Genomic DNA, 17,666 nt, shown 5'->3' with positions numbered 1-17,666 from the left:
CGGCAGTCCGTTTTTTTACCCGTTAACAGAACGGGCGTTATTAACGAATCTCTCGGCAAGAGCTTCATCCTTGCCGCCTTCGGGACGTTCAATGCCCGAACTAACATCCACTCCGTCAGGGTGAACGGCTTCGATAGCACGCGAAACGTTATCGGGTGAGAGTCCGCCTGCGAGAAACAGCTTCTTGCCCGATCTCGGGAGCGTTTTCAGCTTGTCCCAGTCGCAGACCCTGCCGCTTCCGGGTTCGGCTGCGTCGAACAGAAAAGCCCATACCTTATCGAGCTTCGAGCATCTGTCAAGCTCGTCCGCAGGGAGATCATTGAACGCGCGGATGATCGGGATAGTGCAGCAATTGTACGTTTCTTTGGATAGTTCGCCGTGAACCTGCAAGTAGTCAAAACCTGCGCCGCATATTTCCTTTGTCTGTTCGGGAGTCGGCGAAACGGTCACAGCCACAGCTTTGATACCGTCGAGCTGAGAGATCAGCTCCGCCGCCCTCTCAACAGTAACATTCCTGCGGCTCTTCGGGAAAAACAGCACGAAGCCAACAAGCTCGGGACGGAGTCGGTTGACTATCGCTATGTCCTCTTCTCGGGTCATGCCGCAGAGCTTTACCATTAAATCACTCATCGCCGTAGACCTCTTTTGCGATGTCGCAGGACTGCTTCGCATCCTTCGCGTAGTAGTCCGCGCCGATCTGCTCGGCGTAATCAGGAGTCAGCACAGCGCCGCCCACCATGATCTTGCACTCGTGGTGCTGACGCAGCAGATTTATCGTGTCCTCCATGCCCTTGAGGGTGGTGGTCATGAGCGCACTCAGCCCGACGAGCTTGACATCGTGCTCGATAGCCGCATCCACAACAAGCTGCGGATCGACGTCCTTGCCGAGGTCAATGACTGTGAAACCGTAGTTTTCGAGCATGACCTTCACGATGTTCTTGCCGATGTCGTGAACGTCGCCCTTGACCGTGCAGAGCACGATCTTGCCCTTGGAAACTCCGCCTCCGCCGCTTGACAGGACACTCTGCTTGATGACCTCGAAGCAACTCTGGGCAACGCCTGCGGTCATGATTAGCTGCGGCAGGAATATCTTGCCCTTCTCGAATTCCGCGCCTGTCTTGTCCAGCTCGGGGATGAGGATATTGTTGACGATGTCCATCGAATCCATAGTTTCGAGCAGCTTTGCGGTGATCTGCGCCGCGTCGTTTTTCAGACCGTGACTCATGGCATAGCCGAGAGTCATCTCTTCCTGCTTGACCACAGGTGCGGCTGCCGCCGCAGGGTCGGCACCGTAATTCTCGACGAACTCCTTGGCGTTCTTGTCGATATTCGCGAGCAGTCTGTAGGCTCTGACCGCCGAAGTCATCGACGCGATGTTTGGGTTCATGATCGGCAGATCGAGACCCTTTGTCAGCGCCATGGTCAGGAATGTGCGGTTGACGATCTCCCTCTGGGGCAGACCAAAACTGATGTTCGACACACCGAGAACCGTGCGCACGCCGAGTTTTTCCTTGCATATCCGCAACGCTTCGATGGTCTGCATGGCGGCTTCCTGCTCAGCCGAACAGGTAAGCGTCAGGCAGTCGATACAGATGTCGCTTCTCGGGATGCCGAGGGCGTCGGCACGCTTGCAGATCTTTTCGGCGATAGCCACTCTGCCCTCAACGGTCTTCGGGATGCCGTTCTCGTCGAGACAAAGACCAACGACAGCCGCGCCGTACTTCGCAACGAGTGGCAGGATAGTCGAGAGGGACTTTTCCTCGCCGTTGACCGAGTTGACGATAGGCTTGCCGCTGTATATCCTCAGCGCGGAATCGAGCACCTCGGGGATGGACGAATCTATCTGCAATGGCGTATCGCAGATGCCCTGAACGGCTCTGACGGCGCTCATCATCATCTCGCGCTCGTCGATACCGGGCAGACCGACATTCACGTCGAGTATCTCCGCACCCGCGTCTATCTGCTCGATAGCCTGATTGCAGATATAGTCGAGGTCGTGCTCCTGGAGCGCCTGCTTGAAACGCTTTTTGCCAGTCGGGTTGATACGCTCGCCGATTATCCTCGGGCAGTCTATGATGACAGCATTCGACGCGCTGCAAACCGCCGACGGAAGAGTCTTCTTCACAGCTTCGCACTTTCTGCCTTCAAACGCCTTGACTGTCGCTCTGATATAGTCGGGGGAAGTTCCGCAGCAGCCGCCGATAATCTTGATGCCGAGAGGTATCATGTTCGTCAGCAGCTCCGCGAACTCGTCGGGCATTACATTATATTCGTTCGTCACAGGGTCGGGCAGGCCTGCATTAGGCTTGATGACCACAGGAAGATTCGTACATGAACAGAGCTTCTCCACCGCAGGGAAAAGCTCACGGGGTCCGAGAGAACAGTTGATACCGATAGCATCCGCTCCGAGACCTGCCATAGTCATCGCCATCGACTCGATACAGCAGCCCGTAAAGGTACGCATATTCTCCTCGAAAGTCATCGTAACGATAACGGGAAGGTCGCTGTTCTCCTTAGCCGCGAGCAGTGCCGCCTTAGCTTCGAGCAGGTCGGTCATGGTCTCGATAACGATAACATCCGCTTCCCTGCCTGCTTCGATCATCTCCTTGAAGATGTCGTAAGCTTCGTCAAAAAGCATCGTGCCGTTCGGCTCCATCATCTGACCGATAGGTCCGATGTCAAGGGCGCAGTACGCCTGCCTGTCCGCGTGAGATTTTGCGCTGTTTGCAATCTTTACAGCCGCCCCGACGATCTCGGCAACGGTCCTGCCCGATTTTTCGAGCTTATACCTGTTCGCACCGAAGGTATTTGCGTAAAAAATATCCGAACCCGCGTCGATATATTTAAGATGGATACTCTCGATAAGCTCGGGAGAAGTCAGGTTCAGAAGCTCGGGGATCTCCCCTGCTTCAAGACCTGAGCTCTGGAGCATCGTACCCATACCGCCGTCGAGAAACACAAATTCCTTTTGTCCGAGCAGTTTATTAAGTTCCACAGCGTACACCTCGTTTTCTGAATTCGCAGGTCCCCGAGAGGTTGCAGACGGCGCATCCTCTCCTGCCCCTGTCTATAGGTACATCCGAAAGACCGATAACAGCCGTTACGGATTTTGAAGGTATCATCATAAGTGAAGGAGTGCAGGTCACGCCCGCACGCTTTCCTGCGCCCAGCACTTCGATGATGTAAGGCTGAACGTCAAGCGGAAGGTCTCCGTACCCCGGCGAGAACCTCCATGTGAAAAATTTCGTAGAGAACTTTTCGGCGAGCATTCTTTCGATCTCGTTGCAGATAGACTCCACGGCAGCGGAAGCAAGGCAGTCAGTCATGAAACCGAGCGCAATATCCTCGCGCTCCTTCTGTCTGATTATCTCGTCCGCCTTGGCAGAGATGGTCGCGCACAGAAGTACGGCGCTGTCGCAGCCCTTGAGATGTTTTCTCACGGAACTGCCCGTCAGAACGAGCTTTGTACCCTTCAGCTCGATGCCATCCTCAGTCTCGATGATGGGGAATACCCTGTACACCCATGCAGGCTTTGTATCTTTTTCGATGAGCTCTGCAAGACCACGGATGGTTTCCAGCTGCTGTTTGTTCGGAGCCTCACGATAACCCATATAGCGTATCGCTTCGTCTATGTCTATTTTTAATCTGATCGAATCCGGCATATATGTTTCTCCCCTGTCTATTTATATTGATAAAATTATAACATACCCCCGACCCGCTTTTCTTATATACCATAGAAAAATACTATGAATATTATATTAATTTTATATCAACATTGTTCCAGTCGTCCCGAACTGTAACTGCCCTGCCCTCTCTGAGGGACGCGGGCACATCGAGAAATCTCTGGTTTGAGCTGCCCCTGAAATTGAGTTCAAGGCTGCGCTTTTCCAGCACAAAAGGTCCGTCAACAAGGCTGTCGAGCCTTTTCAGAAGCTCCATGAAGCCGTTCTCTTCGTTGGCGTGTTCCACAAGATACTCGTACTCAAAGCCCGTGTAGGACATGATGTTTATCTCGGGCTTGTGAGCTCTGAGCATATCAGCAAGTTCTGCGAGGGGTCTGCACTGGCAGAAGGGTTCGCCGCCCGTGAAAGTCACGCCGTCGAGCATATCGTCGGCGATGATCTTTTTGAAGATCTCCTCGGTGGTCATGATCGTTCCGCCCTCGAAATCCCAGGTCTGCGGATTATGGCATCCCTCACAGTGATGGGGACATCCCTGAACGAACACAGAGTATCTTACTCCGGGTCCGTCAACGATAGAATCATCCACAAGTCCCGCTATTTTAATTTCCATTTTTCCTCATAACCTTTCTGTTACGCCGCCACAAGTCCGAAGTACAGAAGTACCAGCACGCCCAGCACTATCCTGTACCAGCCGAAAACGGTGAAATCATGCTTTTTGATGTAACTCATCATGAATCGGATGACGAAGATCGAAACGCCGAATGCCACGCCCATTCCGAGAAGAAGCTCGGCAGTCTCGGTGCCTGTCATGTGACCGCTGTGAAGGAAGAACTTCACGAGCTTCAGCAGGCTCGCGCCGAACATTACGGGCACGGCAAGGAAGAAGGTGAACTCGGCGGCGACTGTTCTGCTGACGCCGATTATCAGCGCTCCGACGATGGTAGCGCCCGAACGCGAAGTTCCGGGGAAGACCGCCGCGATAAGCTGGAACGCGCCTATCATCAGCGCTACACAGTAAGGCATCTGCGCGATGGAGTTGAATACGGGCTTGCGCTTTTTGTTGTAGCGCTCGGCAATGATGAAGATGATACCAAAAAGTATCAGCATTATCGCGATGGTCTGCCAGTTGTAGAACATCTTATTGAACATATCGTCAAACAGCAGACCGATGACCGCCGCAGGCACACAAGCCACGAGACACTTGAACCACATCTGGAAAATGTCCGTTTTTATGTACGCTTTCCAGCCGTCCTGTCCCAGCGGATGGTCGTTGTTTTTTCTGCCGAAGGGGAAAAGTTGGTTCCAGTACAGCACAACAACCGCCATGATAGCGCCGAGCTGTATCACCACGTCGAACATTTCCTGAAACTCCTCGGTGGCTTTCAGTCCGATAAACTGATTCGCGAGGATGAGGTGACCTGTACTGCTGACAGGCAGCCACTCGGTTATACCCTCGACGATCCCCAGAAGGATAACTTTAATAAATTCTATCATCATACTCTCCTAACACGGCTTTTGGCCGAATGTATTTCCCAATATGGTACGGGATAATTCTATTCCCGAAAGTTCTGTGCTATTACTCGGCGAAGTCGCCCGCAAAGCCCGTAAGCATCGTTTTTCGGATACCCTCGGCATCCGACGCAAGGGATGCAGCCAGACACAGCTTGACGTACATGGCATCGGGGGACGCCATCGGCAGCGGTACTGCTCCGAGGTCACGGTATTTGCGCACAGTCTCATAATCGGCATCTCTGCCGCCCGCGCCCGCGATGAACACGGGGATCCCGAGCTTGTCGGCGCTTTTCATAAAAGCGGCGAAACGCTCATCGGCGCAAAGCGTACCCGAGTGATAGCTGACCATCAGCACCGCCGAAACGCTCTCGTCGAGCTTCGGATACCACATGGAAGGCTGAACGGTCAGGTAAACTGTTCTGCCAAAACCCGAAAGATCGTCGGGACAAGGCATCGGAACACCCTGCGTACTGCCGCCCGAAAGACTCGTCAGCATATCGGTATACGGAAGCTGTCTGAGCAGTCTCACGCCGCGATGCACCTTGCTAACGCCGTCGGCAGTCCACGTAACGAACACGCCTTTTTCTCCGCTTCGGATAAGCCCAACTGCCGCCGAAAAGTTCTGTCTGCCGTTCGCTCGGGGGTCGTCAAGAGGATAACCCGACGAAACGAGCACGATGGGTACAGGCGTATCAGCGAAAAGGTAGCCGAGAAACGCCGCCGAATAGACCAGCGAATCCGTCCCGTGCGTGACAATGATGCCGTCACAGCTGTCAAGATGGCCGCGGACGCTGTCGGCAAGAGTCCGAAGTCTGTCGGCGGTCATTTCCTCGCTGAGGACGGTATACGGCTCGAAGCAATCGAAAATGACGCCGTTGTATACCGCTCCTTCAAGCAGCGTATAGGGCGCAGTTCCGAGCGAAACGGTCGTGTCCTCGGTCTTGCTGCCGATAGTGCCGCCGGTAAATATCACCGATATTTTCAAAAAAATATCACCTCACTAAATTTCCAACCATATTATTATAGCACATCGGACAGGAATTTTCAATACGAATCAAAAAAATTAATTATCCCCCTTGCTTTTTTTCTCAGGATATTGTATAATGATATATACGGAGGTGATGCATATGGCAGAAAAGAAGAAAAAACGCCGCAACAGGCTGCGCGTCGAGATAATCCTTCTCGTCTGGGCAGTTGTTCTGCTGCTGACTTTCGTGGCGTATATGGCAAGCACCTCCCTTGAGGACGTACTTGAACGCGAACGCGGTGAGGGCGTTATTATCACGCACAGCACCTCGGAGAAAACCGATGCGGACAACTCCTCGGAGAAGGAATAAAACCCCACAAGCCTAATCGCTGCTTTGAAAAAGCAGCTTTTTTGTGCACGGTGTACAGTAAAGATATATAACTTTACACAAATCAAAATACCTGTCATGCCGTTTTAGAATGGTTTGCTTTGTGTAAAGTTAAGTTACTTGATAGGATTTTAACTTACATATACAGGTAATTTGGAACGCTTTGAAGAGCAAATGTTCTGAGTGATTATTTGTACGCTGAATATCTGTCCGAATGCTTCCGATGCGGAATAGTGCCTTTATTCATACGATAGATCTGACAAGCTACAAGACTTGTCAGCGTTCGATTTACGTTTCGGACGATTTTTGATAGTGACTTTACACCTAAAAACGCCGCAACACTTATTAATTGGTTAAGTCCGAGTTGTGCAAAATGTATATTTTTGTGGAGTCCCATTGTACAAAAAGCCACTTGACTTTAGGCTTAAAATACTATATACTTGAATACGGTCACAATTCAACCACTATATATGGTGGTTGAGTGCCCTGAATTTCTGAAATCAATTAAGAATTACACAATATACGGAGGATTGATAGGATTATGATCATCAAGATACAGAAGCGTGACGGCAGACTGGTCACGTTCAATATCGAAAAGATCGCAAACGCAATTTTCAAGGCTGCCCAGTCGGTCGGCGGTGAGAATTACGAAGAGGCTTTGCAGCTTGCAGGCAAGGTCGGCGACCTGCTCATGGAAAAGCAGCTCTCTAACCCTACTGTTGAACAGATACAGGACTGCGTTGAAAAGGTGCTGATCGAAGAGGGTCACGCACAGACCGCAAAATCCTATATCCTCTATCGTTCGGAGCGTACAAAGGCAAGAGAGATGAACACCCGTCTTATGAAGGTGTACGAGGATCTTACCTTTAAATCCGCAAAGGACAACGACCTCAAGCGCGAGAACGCCAACATCGACGGCGATACCGCTATGGGTACCATGCTCAAGTATGGTTCGGTAGGTGCTAAGGAGTTCTATGAGATGTACGTGCTCGACAAGAAGCACGCCGAGGCTCACGCTGAGGGCTTCATCCACATCCACGACCTCGACTTCTACACGCTGACTACCACCTGCACTCAGATCGACCTGACAAAGCTGTTCAACAAGGGCTTCTCGACAGGTCACGGCTTCCTCAGAACGCCGAACGATATTTCCAGTTACGCCGCACTCGCCTGCATCGCGATACAGTCCAACCAGAACGATCAGCACGGCGGTCAGTCGATCCCGAAGTTCGATTACGACATGGCTGAGGGCGTAAAGAAGACCTTCGCGCACCGCTACAGAGACAATATCCACCGTTCTCTCGCGCTCATCGCAAACCTTTCGGACTCCTATGAGATAGTTGTGAAGATCATGGATAAGATCCACAATGACCTGGGTGTCGGTCCTACCCTTTCAAACGACAACGGCTATACCGAGGCCGAACACGAGTATCTGCTTGCGTTTACCGACGACAAGACCGCGACTAAGATACAGAATTTCGCTTACAAGACTTCCGTTAAGGAGACCGACAGAGCCACCTATCAGGCTATGGAAGCGCTCATCCACAACCTCAACACAATGAACTCCCGTGCGGGTGCGCAGACACCGTTCTCGTCCATCAACTACGGTACGGATACTTCGATCGAGGGCAGGATGGTCATCAAGAACGTGCTGCTCGCGCAGGAAGCAGGTCTCGGAAACGGCGAGACACCTATTTTCCCGATACATATCTTCAAGGTCAAGGACGGCATCAACTTCAACCCGACCGATCCTAACTACGACCTGTTCAGACTTGCCTGCCGCGTTTCGGCAAAGCGTCTGTTCCCAAACTTCTCATTCATCGACGCACCTTTCAATCTTCAGTACTACAAGGAAGGCAACCCCGACACCGAGATCGCGTACATGGGCTGCCGTACAAGAGTTATAGGCAACGTTTACGACCCCTCGCGCGAGATCGTTACGGGCAGAGGAAACCTATCCTTCACGACCGTTAATCTGCCGCGTCTCGGAATCCTTGCCGACAGAAATATCGGCGACTTCTTCGAGATGCTCGACAAGTACATCGACCTCGTTATCGAACAGCTGCTCCACCGCTTCAAGATACAGTCTGACAAGCGCGTGAAGAACTACCCGTTCCTGATGGGACAGGGCATCTGGATCGACAGCGAGAAGCTCGACATTGACGACAAGGTCGGCGAAGTGCTCAAGCACGGCACGCTGTCCATGGGCTTCATCGGACTTGCTGAGTGCCTTGTGGCGCTCACAGGCAAGCACCACGGCGAGGATGAGAACTCACGCAAGCTCGGTATCGAGATCATCACTCACATGAGAGAACGCATGGATGAGGAGTCCAAGAAGCGCGGACTCAACTTCTCGCTGCTCGCTACTCCAGCCGAGGGTCTGTCGGGACGATTCATCAAGATCGACCGCAAGAAGTACGGCGTTATCAAGGGCGTCACCGACAAGGATTACTACACCAACTCCTTCCATGTGCCCGTTTACTACCCGATCAACGCTTACAAGAAGATCGAGATCGAAGCGCCTTATCACGCGCTCACCAATGCAGGTCACATCAGCTACATCGAGCTTGACGGCGACCCGCTGAACAATCTTCCCGCCTTTGAGAAGATCATCCGCTACATGAAGGAAAAGGGCATCGGCTACGGCTCTATCAACCACCCTGTTGACCGCGATCCTATTTGCGGCTACACAGGCATCATCGGTGACAAATGTCCGAGATGCGGACGCACAGAGTCGGAGCACAACAAGATCGTACGTGAAAGACTCAAGCGTATCTACTGCCCCGAAGAAGAATAACAGCAAAAGCGTATCTGCTCAGTGCGGATACGCTTTTTTCTTGACAAATCAACGGTATTCTGCTATAATTAAGCGTGGAGGAGATAATTATGAGATATTGCTACAACTGCGGAGCGATGGCGGAACATAACGGTGTGTTCTGTGCTGTATGCGGAGGAAAGATCGACCCTCCGAATCCTCAGCACAGCTCGGCTCCCCAAGGGCAGCCCGTCTACCGGCACAATGTCTACAATACCTACAATATCTATACTCAGCCAAAGCCTGAAAATAAACCTGTATCACCTTCTCAGAGCGTTCGGGAACAGTGGGCGTGTCCGTTCTGCGGCGCGATAGTGGATCGCGGTTTTGAGGGTCTGTGTCCCAACTGTGGCGTGCAGATAAAAGCAGGGGCGACAGTTGCCGTTCAGCAGGAAATGCCCGTCTCGAAAGCGAACGCATTTTTCGGAGCACTGCTTGCTCTGGTGTTCTCGCCGATCACTCTGCTGATGCTGATGGTGACGATCGCAGGCATTCTGACCGACGGCAGCGCAGGAATGATATTCGCCATGATCTTGCTGACTGCTCTTTCGGGGTCGGCTTCGTATATCGGGATAAAGAACCTGCACAAGTATGACAAGCAGAAAAAGCTCCGATGGAAAAATCATCAGCAAAAGCTCGATTTCCGCGGCGATACGAACAACGATCAGCCGCGTATCATGTAAAAAACCTCACAGCTCAACAGAACTGTGAGGTTTGATTTTTTATACCTGAGCGCCGACACCGTAACCTGTGTCTTTGTAACCCGCCTTTTTCTTCTTGCCCTGAGACTTGAAGGACTTGTCGGGGTGCTTCTTCTCAACGTGCTTCTGCCAAGCCACCCAGAGGGTAGGAGCAAGGCACATCGAGGTGTAAACACCTGAGAGCATACCAACGATCATCGGGAGCGAGAAGCTCATGATCGAGGAAACGCCTCTGAGCGAGCATACTACCGAAACGATTATCATAACCGAAACGGTGGTCACGTTGGTGTGGATATTTCTCGTGATGGTCTGTGTGATGGAAAGGTTCGTAAGCTCCTGAATGTCGAGCTTCTTGCCGTACAGACGCTTATTCTCACGGATACGGTCGTAGATGATGATGGTCGAGTTGATCGAGTAGCCCATGATGGTGAGCAGTACTGCGATGAAGTTGGAGCTGATGTCGAATCCGAAGATCACGAAGGAGCCGTAAACCATTATCATATCGTGGAGGAGCGCTACAACAGAGAACGCACCTGCCGAGATACCGCCGATGTTGCGGAATCTGATGCCGATGTAGATAATCATAACAACTACAGCCAGCAGAAGCGCAACGAGGCACTTAGCGAAGAATGTCTTACCGTTGGTCGCGGAAACGTTGGTGGACTCAAGAGTCTCGATGTTGTTGTCCGCAAAAGTTGAAGTCATAGCAGTCTTGATCTGTTCCTGCTTGGAATCGTCGATACCGCCCTTGGAGGAGAAGCTCAGCTGAACAGTGTCCTTGCCGCTGGTGATGTCCTTACCCTGAGTAACGGTGCAGTCTTCTCCGATGGTGTCCTTAACGAGGGTCTCAACAGCAGAATTGTCGATAGTGCCCTCGAATGTATAGCTGATAAGTGTACCGCCCTTGAACTCGATAGCGATCTTCGGGATACCTGCGATGGTGAGTGCTGCGAACAGAACTATGAGGCAGCAGGAAACAACGTAGAAGACCTTGCCCTTGCCTGTAACATTGTAACGCTTCTTCTCGAGAGTAGGAACGCTCTTTTCATCTTCCTTGACGCCGAAGAACTTGCGCTTTCTGAAGCACTGGAACTTAGACAGGGATTCGAGCATAAGTCTCGAACAGAAGATTCCGAAGAAGAAGTTTGTGATGATGCCGACCAAAAGAGTATAGCCGAGCGAGTAAATGGTGCCTGCCATCTGAGCGCCGAACGCCATGAAGAAAGGCTTGAGAAGTGTTCCGAATACGCTGTCGGTGGAACCGAAGGAACCCATCAGGATGACAGCAACGAAAATTACAGTTATGTTGGAGTCGAATACGGCTGCCCATGCTCTCTTGTAACCCTGCTCGATAGCGCCGTTAAGGGTCTTGCCGAGTCTGAGCTCTTCCTTGATACGCTCTGCAACGATGATGTTCGCGTCAACACCCATACCGATCGAGAGGATGATACCCGCGATACCCGGAATGGTGAGCGTGAAGCTGTCGAAGTCCTTGAAGAAGCCCGAGATGCACGCCAGCGAACCAATGACCTGACCGACAAGTGCGATAACTGCAACAAAGCCGGGCAGTCTGTAGAAGATCATCAGATAAATTGCAACAAAGCCGAATGCGATAAGGCCGGCCATCAGCATTGCGGAAAGTGCGCCCTCACCAAGGGTCGGGCTGATGATGTTGGTGCTGGTAGCCACCAGCTTGAAAGGCAGAGAACCTGCGTTGATCTTGTCAGCGAGGGATTTTGCCTGTTCGTAGGTGAAGTTGCCCGAGATCTGTGCCTTGCCGCCTGTGATAGGCTCATTGACGTTAGCATCGGAGATCATGGTCTCATCCATCCAGATGGAGATGTCACCGCTGCCCGCAAGTTCGGTAGTAGCATCAGCGAACGCCTTTTTGCCGTCCTCGTCGAGAGTAAGGCTAACGACCCAGTTTGTCTCACCGTTGTCGCCCTCATAGCCCGCTGCTTCTGCCTTTGCGACCTGAAGACCGGTCATGATCTCCTCGCCGTTCTGATCCGAACCCTTAACGAACTTGAGCATAGCCGTCTCGCCGAGCTCGCTAACTGCCTGTTCGGGATCAAAGTCAGACTCGCCTGCCTGCCAGGGGAAGGACACGATGACCTTGTTTTTGTTGTAGTCAACATAGACCTCACTGTCGGTTATGTTGAGGTTCAGAAGTCTCTGGTCGATTACCGCCTTAGCCGAGTTCATATCGTCCTCGGAAGCTTTGTAATCATCAGCAGGACCGAAGGTGGCGTTTACACCGCCCCGAATATCGATACCCCACCTTATCTCATTTACGCTCTTTATGACTGTAAACTGCGTGTCTCCGTACAGGTAATGCACACCCATGATAGTTAGGTACGCAAAAGCGAATATAAGTATGAAGACTACGAAGAATACAGGCTTTTTTGCACGTCGCACTGTATTTCCTCCTATCAACTTTCTGACTGAACGAGGGTCAAAACGGCATAGCAAGCCCTCATGCAGCCGATTTACCATAATATTATACTACTTTTCTCTTATCTTGTCAATAGATATACAGAATTTTTTTACAACCGACACGTTAAATTTCTCTGACAAACCGTTGACAACTGACAAAAAATATGTTATAATACATAAGGACTTGAAAAAGTCACGACCGCTTTTCTTTCAATATGATCGAAAAGCCAAGCCCGGACGGACAGGCGGGTCGAAAGCCGACCGCAGCATTTTCTGCTGCATTATTGATTGGGTGAACAGCCCTAACTTTTTATAAGATGATAACTTTATAATCAACATCACTTGTGAAACGGTCAATAAGAAATCGGCATTACTCCCAGCGGTTACGGGCGAACGTGCAAAGCAAAGACATTTTCATGCAGGTGATGCGTTATGCGTATCGCCTGTTTTTGATTTTGAAATTGCTCTGTTAACGTCATTGTGGGAAAAATACTTTATCGTGAGGTAAAAGATATGGACATAGAAAAGCAGAAAAGAGCCCCTGTCTATGAAGCGCTCGAAAGGTTCAGACGGCAGAGGGTAGTTCCCTTCGATGTTCCGGGACACAAGCGCGGACGCGGAAATCCCGAGCTGGTGCAGCTTCTGGGCGAAAAGTGCGTCGGGCTCGACGTCAACTCGATGAAGCCGCTGGACAACCTTTGCCATCCCGTTTCGGTCATCTACGACGCGGAAGCGCTGGCTGCCGAAGCCTTTGGGGCGGCACACGCCTATTTTATGGTAGGCGGCACCACTTCTTCGGTGCAGAGCATGGTGCTTTCGGCGTGCAAGGCGGGGGACAAGATCATCCTTCCGAGAAACGTTCACCGCAGCGTCATCAATGCGCTGGTGCTGTGCGGCGCCGAGCCCGTATACGTCAATCCCGACGTTGACGCGCATATCGGCATAGCCCTCGGAATGGATCTGGATATGCTGAAAAAGGCGATGGAAGAACACCCCGAAGCCACAGCAGTCTTTGTCAACAACCCGACTTACTACGGCATCTGTTCCGACCTGCGTTCCATCGTGAAAATGGCTCACGAGCATGGTATGCTTTGTCTTGTGGACGAAGCTCACGGAACGCATCTGTACTTCCATGAGGAGCTCCCCGTTTCGGCAATGGAAGCAGGCGCGGATATGGCGGCTGTCTCGATGCATAAATCGGGGGGCAGCCTGACGCAGAGTTCCCTGCTGCTGCTCGGCGAGAGCATGAACACGCGCTATGTCGAGCAGATCATCAACCTCACTCAGACAACGAGCGCAAGCTATCTGCTGCTGTCGAGCCTTGACATTTCGCGACGAAACCTCGCTCTGAGAGGCCGCGAGAGCTTTGAAAAGGTTCGTCAGATGGCTGAATACGCACGCAGCGAAATAAATTCCATCGGCGGTTATTACGCCTACGGTAAAGATCTTGTCAACGGCAGGAGCATCTACGATTACGACGTCACAAAGCTGTCAGTCTACACCCGCGACATCGGTCTGACGGGTATAGAAGTATACGACCTGCTGCGTGACGAGTACGATATACAGATCGAGTTCGGCGACATAGGCAACATCCTCGCGTACATTTCGATCGGCGACCGCATTCAGGATATTGAACGTCTTGTGGGCGCGCTGGAGGACATCAAGCGCCTGTATCACAAGCCGACCTCAAAGCTGCACAACGCCGAGTACATCACGCCCATCGTTGCAGCGACACCGCAGAAGGCGTTCTATTCCGACAAGGAGCTCGTCCCGATCCGCGAGACGGCGGGGCGCATCTGCGGCGAGTTCGTCATGTGCTATCCGCCCGGAATACCGATCCTCTCCCCGGGCGAGATGATAACCGAGGAGATCATTGAGTACACGCTTTTCGCTAAGGAAAAGGGGTGCTCAATGCAGGGACCTGAGGACGGGTCACTCGAAAGACTCAACGTACTTAAAGGATAGATCAGGCATGGCAGGCTTTTGGAATGTAATGCTGTGGGCGGCACTTATCGTTGTTCTGCTGTATGTACTGATAATGACCGTAATGAAGCGCAGACGTAAGGGTGAAAAGGTTGACCAAAACAGTAAAATATTAGTTGCGCTCAGGATCATCGGGTACATAGTATTTATCCCGATGCTGGCTGTTATACTTATAATCATCAGATTCTATAATGGTGTTTAAATATTGTTAATTATTCATTATTCTGTATTCACTATTCATTTCTACCGGAGGTGAGCGGTTTGGATTTCTGGTTTTCGGAAATGCACACGGCTAATGTTAAAATGTCTATCCGCGTCGAGCGTCAGCTCTTCTCGGGGGACAGCGATTTCAGAAGGATCGACGTGTTCGAGTCGCCCGAGTTCGGCAGGTTCATCACGTCGGACGGCAGCGTTATCTTCTCGGAGCAGGACGAGTTCACCTACGACGAGATGATCGTACACGTTCCGATGGCGGTACACCCGAACGTCAAGAAGGTGCTGGTCATCGGCGGCGGCGACGGCGGCGTGGCGAGAGAGCTCAGCTACTACGAGGAGATCGAGGAGATCGACGTTGTTGAACCCGACGAACTGTTCGTCAAGGTCTGTCAGGAGTTCTTCCCTGACAACGCAAAGGGGCTCGACGACCCCCGCGTCAAGGTCTACTACCGCGACGGTCTGCGTTTCCTGCGCGGCAAGGAGGGCGAGTACGACCTCATCATCAACGACTCCACCGACCCGTTCGGACACACGGCGGGGCTGTTCACAAAGGAGTTCTACGGCAGCTGCTACAAGGCACTCAAAGAAGACGGCGTGATGGTCTATCAGCACGGTTCGCCATTTTTCGACGAGGACGAGGATGCCTGCCGCGCCATGCACCGCAAGGCGTACCGAAGTTTCCCGATCAGCCGCGTGTATCAGGCACATATCCCGACCTGCCCGTCGGGTTACTGGCTGTTCGGCTTCGCGAGCAAGAAGTATCACCCGCTGCACGACCTCGACGCCGAGCGCTGGAAGGCGAGGGGCTTGAAGACCTGGTACTACACGACAAACCTGCACACAGGCGCGTTCATGCTGCCGAGATATGTTGAGGAACTGCTCGAAGAAGAGGAACGCTCTTAAATGGGTTTAGTGTACAGAAAAGCGGACTTGAACGATCTGGAACTGCTGACCGAAACTCGGGTCATCGTGCTCAGAGCCGCGAACAGGCTCTCAGATGATACTGATATGTCAGTGGTCGGAACGGCTTCAAAGGCTTACTATCAGCAGGCGCTTTCGGAAGGTTCGCACACGGCGTTTCTTGTGTTCGACGGCGAAAAAATCATCGGGACGGGCGGCATCAGCTACTATAATATAATGCCGACCTATCACGAGCCCACAGGAAAAAGAGCCTACATTATGAATATGTACACCGCTCCCGACTATCGGCGGAGGGGCATCGCGGCGCGAATGGTCAGGATGCTTCTCGAAGACGCGAAGGAACACGGCGTCAGCATGGTCGGGCTTGAAGCGACGGACATGGGCAGACCGCTTTACGAAAGCTGCGGCTTTGAGCCGCTCGTGTCGGAGATGGGGCTGGTCATCGGGTGATCTTCGGAAGACTGTCCCGACAAAGGATGGTTCGAAAACAGAAAATGCACAGCCGAAAAGAAAGCCGCGCACTGCTTCGGCTGCACCAATGAATGCCGAAAGGGTATGCTGTCGAAGATAAAACCATACTGCTTCACTTTGTTTGCAAAAAGATAGGCGAGGAAGAACTTCCCGACCGTCTTGAAATAAACGAAAAGAACGGCATCGTCTATCACCGTGAGGGTATCTTCGGAGATTACGACGGTTTTGATGATGTCGAGGAACTGATCCGATTCATTCAGACAGGTGAAAGACAAGAAACTAAAAAACTAAAATATCATTTTCAAGGAGGACATAAACATGAAATTACTGGTTATAGGCTGCGGCGGAGTTGCATCCGTTGCTATATTCAAGTGCTGTCAGAACCCGATCTTTACGGAGATCTGCATCGCAAGCAGAACAGAGAGCAAGTGCGTTGACCTTGCGGAAAGACTTCAGCCGAACACAAAGGCTAAGCTCACCACTGCGACCGTTGATGCGGACAGCTTTGAATCGCTCGTTGAACTGATGAGAGAGTTCGAGCCACACACCGTTCTGAACGTGGCGCTCCCCTATCAGGATCTGACCATCATGGACGCTTGCCTTGAATGCGGCGCAAATTACGTTGATACCGCTAACTTCGAGCCCGAGGATACCGATGACCCTGCATGGCGTGCGACCTACGAAAAGCGCTGCAAGGAAGAGGGCTTCACCGCTTACTTCGACTACAGCTGGCAGTGGGCTTACGACGAGAAGTTCAAGAAGGCAGGCCTCACCGCTCTGCTCGGAACAGGTTTCGACCCGGGTGTTACAAGCGTTTTCACGGCATATGCGCTCAAGCACTACTTCGATGAGATCCACTACATCGACATCCTCGACTGCAACGGCGGCGACCACGGCTATCCCTTTGCCACCAACTTCAACCCCGAGATCAATCTCCGCGAGGTGTCCGCGAACGGCTCCTACTGGGAGAACGGCCACTGGGTCGAGACTAAGCCGATGGAGATCAAGCGCGAGTACAACTTCGACGGCGTCGGCATGAAGGATATGTACCTGCTCCACCACGAGGAGATCGAGTCGCTGGCGAAAAATATCCCGAACGTAAAACGCATCCGTTTCTTCATGACATTCGGTCAGAGCTATCTCACGCACATGAACTGCTTACAGAATGTGGGGATGCTCTCGACTACACCTGTGATGTTCGAGGGTAATGAGATCGTGCCGATCAAGTTCCTCAAGGCGCTCCTGCCCGATCCTGCAAGTCTCGGACCGCGCACAGTGGGCAAGACAAACATCGGCTGCATTTTCCGCGGTGTGAAGGATGGCAAGGAAAAGTGCATATACATCTATAATATGTGCGACCATCAGGAGTGCTACAAGGAGACAGGCGCACAGGCTGTCAGCTACACAACAGGCGTTCCCGCGATGATCGGAACGGCTATGGTTGCCGGCGGCACATGGAGCGGCGCAGGCGTATTCAACGTTGAAGAGTTCGATCCCGATCCTTACATGGACGCTCTGAACAAGTACGGTCTGCCCTGGGTAGTTGACGAGAATCCTGTATTGGTAGACTGAT

At 52.0% G+C, this 17,666-nt stretch carries 16 protein-coding genes; 8 read left to right on the top strand and 8 right to left on the bottom strand.

The annotated features are described in order from the left end of the window. Positions 1-15: 15 nt before the first annotated feature. The 6 genes from BT142_RS12430 to BT142_RS12405 form a co-directional block, all read right to left on the bottom strand. On the bottom strand, positions 16-630 hold the full coding sequence (locus BT142_RS12430) for a phosphoribosylanthranilate isomerase (protein WP_084659464.1): 615 nt from the start codon (positions 628-630) through the stop codon (positions 16-18). Continuing rightward, positions 623-2,995, bottom strand: coding sequence for a homocysteine S-methyltransferase family protein (locus BT142_RS12425; RefSeq protein WP_072418518.1), 2,373 nt, complete (start codon positions 2,993-2,995; stop codon positions 623-625). The genes BT142_RS12430 and BT142_RS12425 overlap by 8 nt, the downstream gene beginning before the upstream one ends. Continuing rightward, complete coding sequence (locus tag BT142_RS12420) at positions 2,985-3,662, bottom strand: vitamin B12 dependent-methionine synthase activation domain-containing protein (RefSeq protein WP_072418517.1); 678 nt, start codon at positions 3,660-3,662, stop codon at positions 2,985-2,987. The genes BT142_RS12425 and BT142_RS12420 overlap by 11 nt, the downstream gene beginning before the upstream one ends. A gap of 91 nt (positions 3,663-3,753) precedes the next feature. After that, positions 3,754-4,293, bottom strand: a complete 540-nt coding sequence (nrdG, locus tag BT142_RS12415) for an anaerobic ribonucleoside-triphosphate reductase activating protein (RefSeq protein WP_072418516.1) — start codon at positions 4,291-4,293, stop codon at positions 3,754-3,756. 20 nt (positions 4,294-4,313) lie between these two features. Further along, positions 4,314-5,177 carry an undecaprenyl-diphosphate phosphatase gene (locus tag BT142_RS12410; RefSeq protein ID WP_072418515.1) on the bottom strand — a complete coding sequence of 288 codons (864 nt, stop codon included), beginning with the start codon at positions 5,175-5,177 and terminating at the stop codon, positions 4,314-4,316. A gap of 82 nt (positions 5,178-5,259) precedes the next feature. Beyond that, a complete protein-coding gene (locus tag BT142_RS12405) occupies positions 5,260-6,168 on the bottom strand; it encodes an asparaginase domain-containing protein (RefSeq protein ID WP_175545498.1) in 909 nt (302 codons plus the stop codon). A 154-nt stretch (positions 6,169-6,322) separates the two neighbouring features. Here BT142_RS12405 and BT142_RS12400 point away from each other — a divergent pair, with 154 nt between their 5' ends. From BT142_RS12400 to BT142_RS12390, 3 genes are all read left to right on the top strand, one after another. Then, on the top strand, positions 6,323-6,532 hold the full coding sequence (locus BT142_RS12400; protein ID WP_072418513.1) for a hypothetical protein: 210 nt from the start codon (positions 6,323-6,325) through the stop codon (positions 6,530-6,532). Between the two features lie 559 nt (positions 6,533-7,091). Next, positions 7,092-9,347, top strand: coding sequence for an anaerobic ribonucleoside triphosphate reductase (locus BT142_RS12395; RefSeq protein WP_072418512.1), 2,256 nt, complete (start codon positions 7,092-7,094; stop codon positions 9,345-9,347). An 89-nt stretch (positions 9,348-9,436) separates the two neighbouring features. Then, on the top strand, positions 9,437-10,048 hold the full coding sequence (locus BT142_RS12390; protein WP_072418511.1) for a hypothetical protein: 612 nt from the start codon (positions 9,437-9,439) through the stop codon (positions 10,046-10,048). Between the two features lie 39 nt (positions 10,049-10,087). Here the strand turns inward: BT142_RS12390 and secF are convergent, their stop codons facing one another. Next, a complete protein-coding gene (secF, locus tag BT142_RS19130) occupies positions 10,088-12,484 on the bottom strand; it encodes a protein translocase subunit SecF (protein WP_175444942.1) in 2,397 nt (798 codons plus the stop codon). 531 nt (positions 12,485-13,015) lie between these two features. Between secF and BT142_RS12375 the strand changes: the two genes are divergently transcribed. Genes BT142_RS12375 through BT142_RS12360 form a run of 4 tightly spaced genes read left to right on the top strand, consistent with a single transcriptional unit; the run spans position 13,016 to position 16,072 of the window. Next, positions 13,016-14,467: an aminotransferase class I/II-fold pyridoxal phosphate-dependent enzyme gene (locus tag BT142_RS12375; protein WP_072418510.1), complete on the top strand. Its 1,452-nt coding sequence runs from the start codon at positions 13,016-13,018 to the stop codon at positions 14,465-14,467. Between the two features lie 7 nt (positions 14,468-14,474). Further along, positions 14,475-14,687: a hypothetical protein gene (locus tag BT142_RS12370; RefSeq protein ID WP_072418509.1), complete on the top strand. Its 213-nt coding sequence runs from the start codon at positions 14,475-14,477 to the stop codon at positions 14,685-14,687. Between the two features lie 59 nt (positions 14,688-14,746). After that, positions 14,747-15,604 (top strand): polyamine aminopropyltransferase, encoded by an 858-nt coding sequence (gene speE / locus BT142_RS12365; protein WP_072418508.1) that lies wholly within the window; start codon positions 14,747-14,749, stop codon positions 15,602-15,604. Continuing rightward, positions 15,605-16,072 (top strand): GNAT family N-acetyltransferase, encoded by a 468-nt coding sequence (locus tag BT142_RS12360; RefSeq protein ID WP_072418507.1) that lies wholly within the window; start codon positions 15,605-15,607, stop codon positions 16,070-16,072. On the opposite strand, the gene BT142_RS20005 is transcribed toward BT142_RS12360, so the two are convergent. Next, positions 16,015-16,368 carry a hypothetical protein gene (locus BT142_RS20005; RefSeq protein WP_175545497.1) on the bottom strand — a complete coding sequence of 118 codons (354 nt, stop codon included), beginning with the start codon at positions 16,366-16,368 and terminating at the stop codon, positions 16,015-16,017. The genes BT142_RS12360 and BT142_RS20005 overlap by 58 nt on opposite strands. 43 nt (positions 16,369-16,411) lie before the next feature. Between BT142_RS20005 and BT142_RS12350 the strand changes: the two genes are divergently transcribed. Further along, positions 16,412-17,665, top strand: coding sequence for a saccharopine dehydrogenase family protein (locus BT142_RS12350; protein ID WP_072418506.1), 1,254 nt, complete (start codon positions 16,412-16,414; stop codon positions 17,663-17,665). Position 17,666: the final 1 nt, after the last annotated feature.

The sequence above is a fragment of the Ruminococcus sp. YE71 genome (assembly GCF_900119155.1).
In the GTDB taxonomy this organism is placed as follows: domain Bacteria; phylum Bacillota; class Clostridia; order Oscillospirales; family Ruminococcaceae; genus YE71.
The sequence above is the reverse complement of the archived record's forward strand: the minus strand, read 5'-3'. Positions and strand labels throughout refer to the sequence as shown.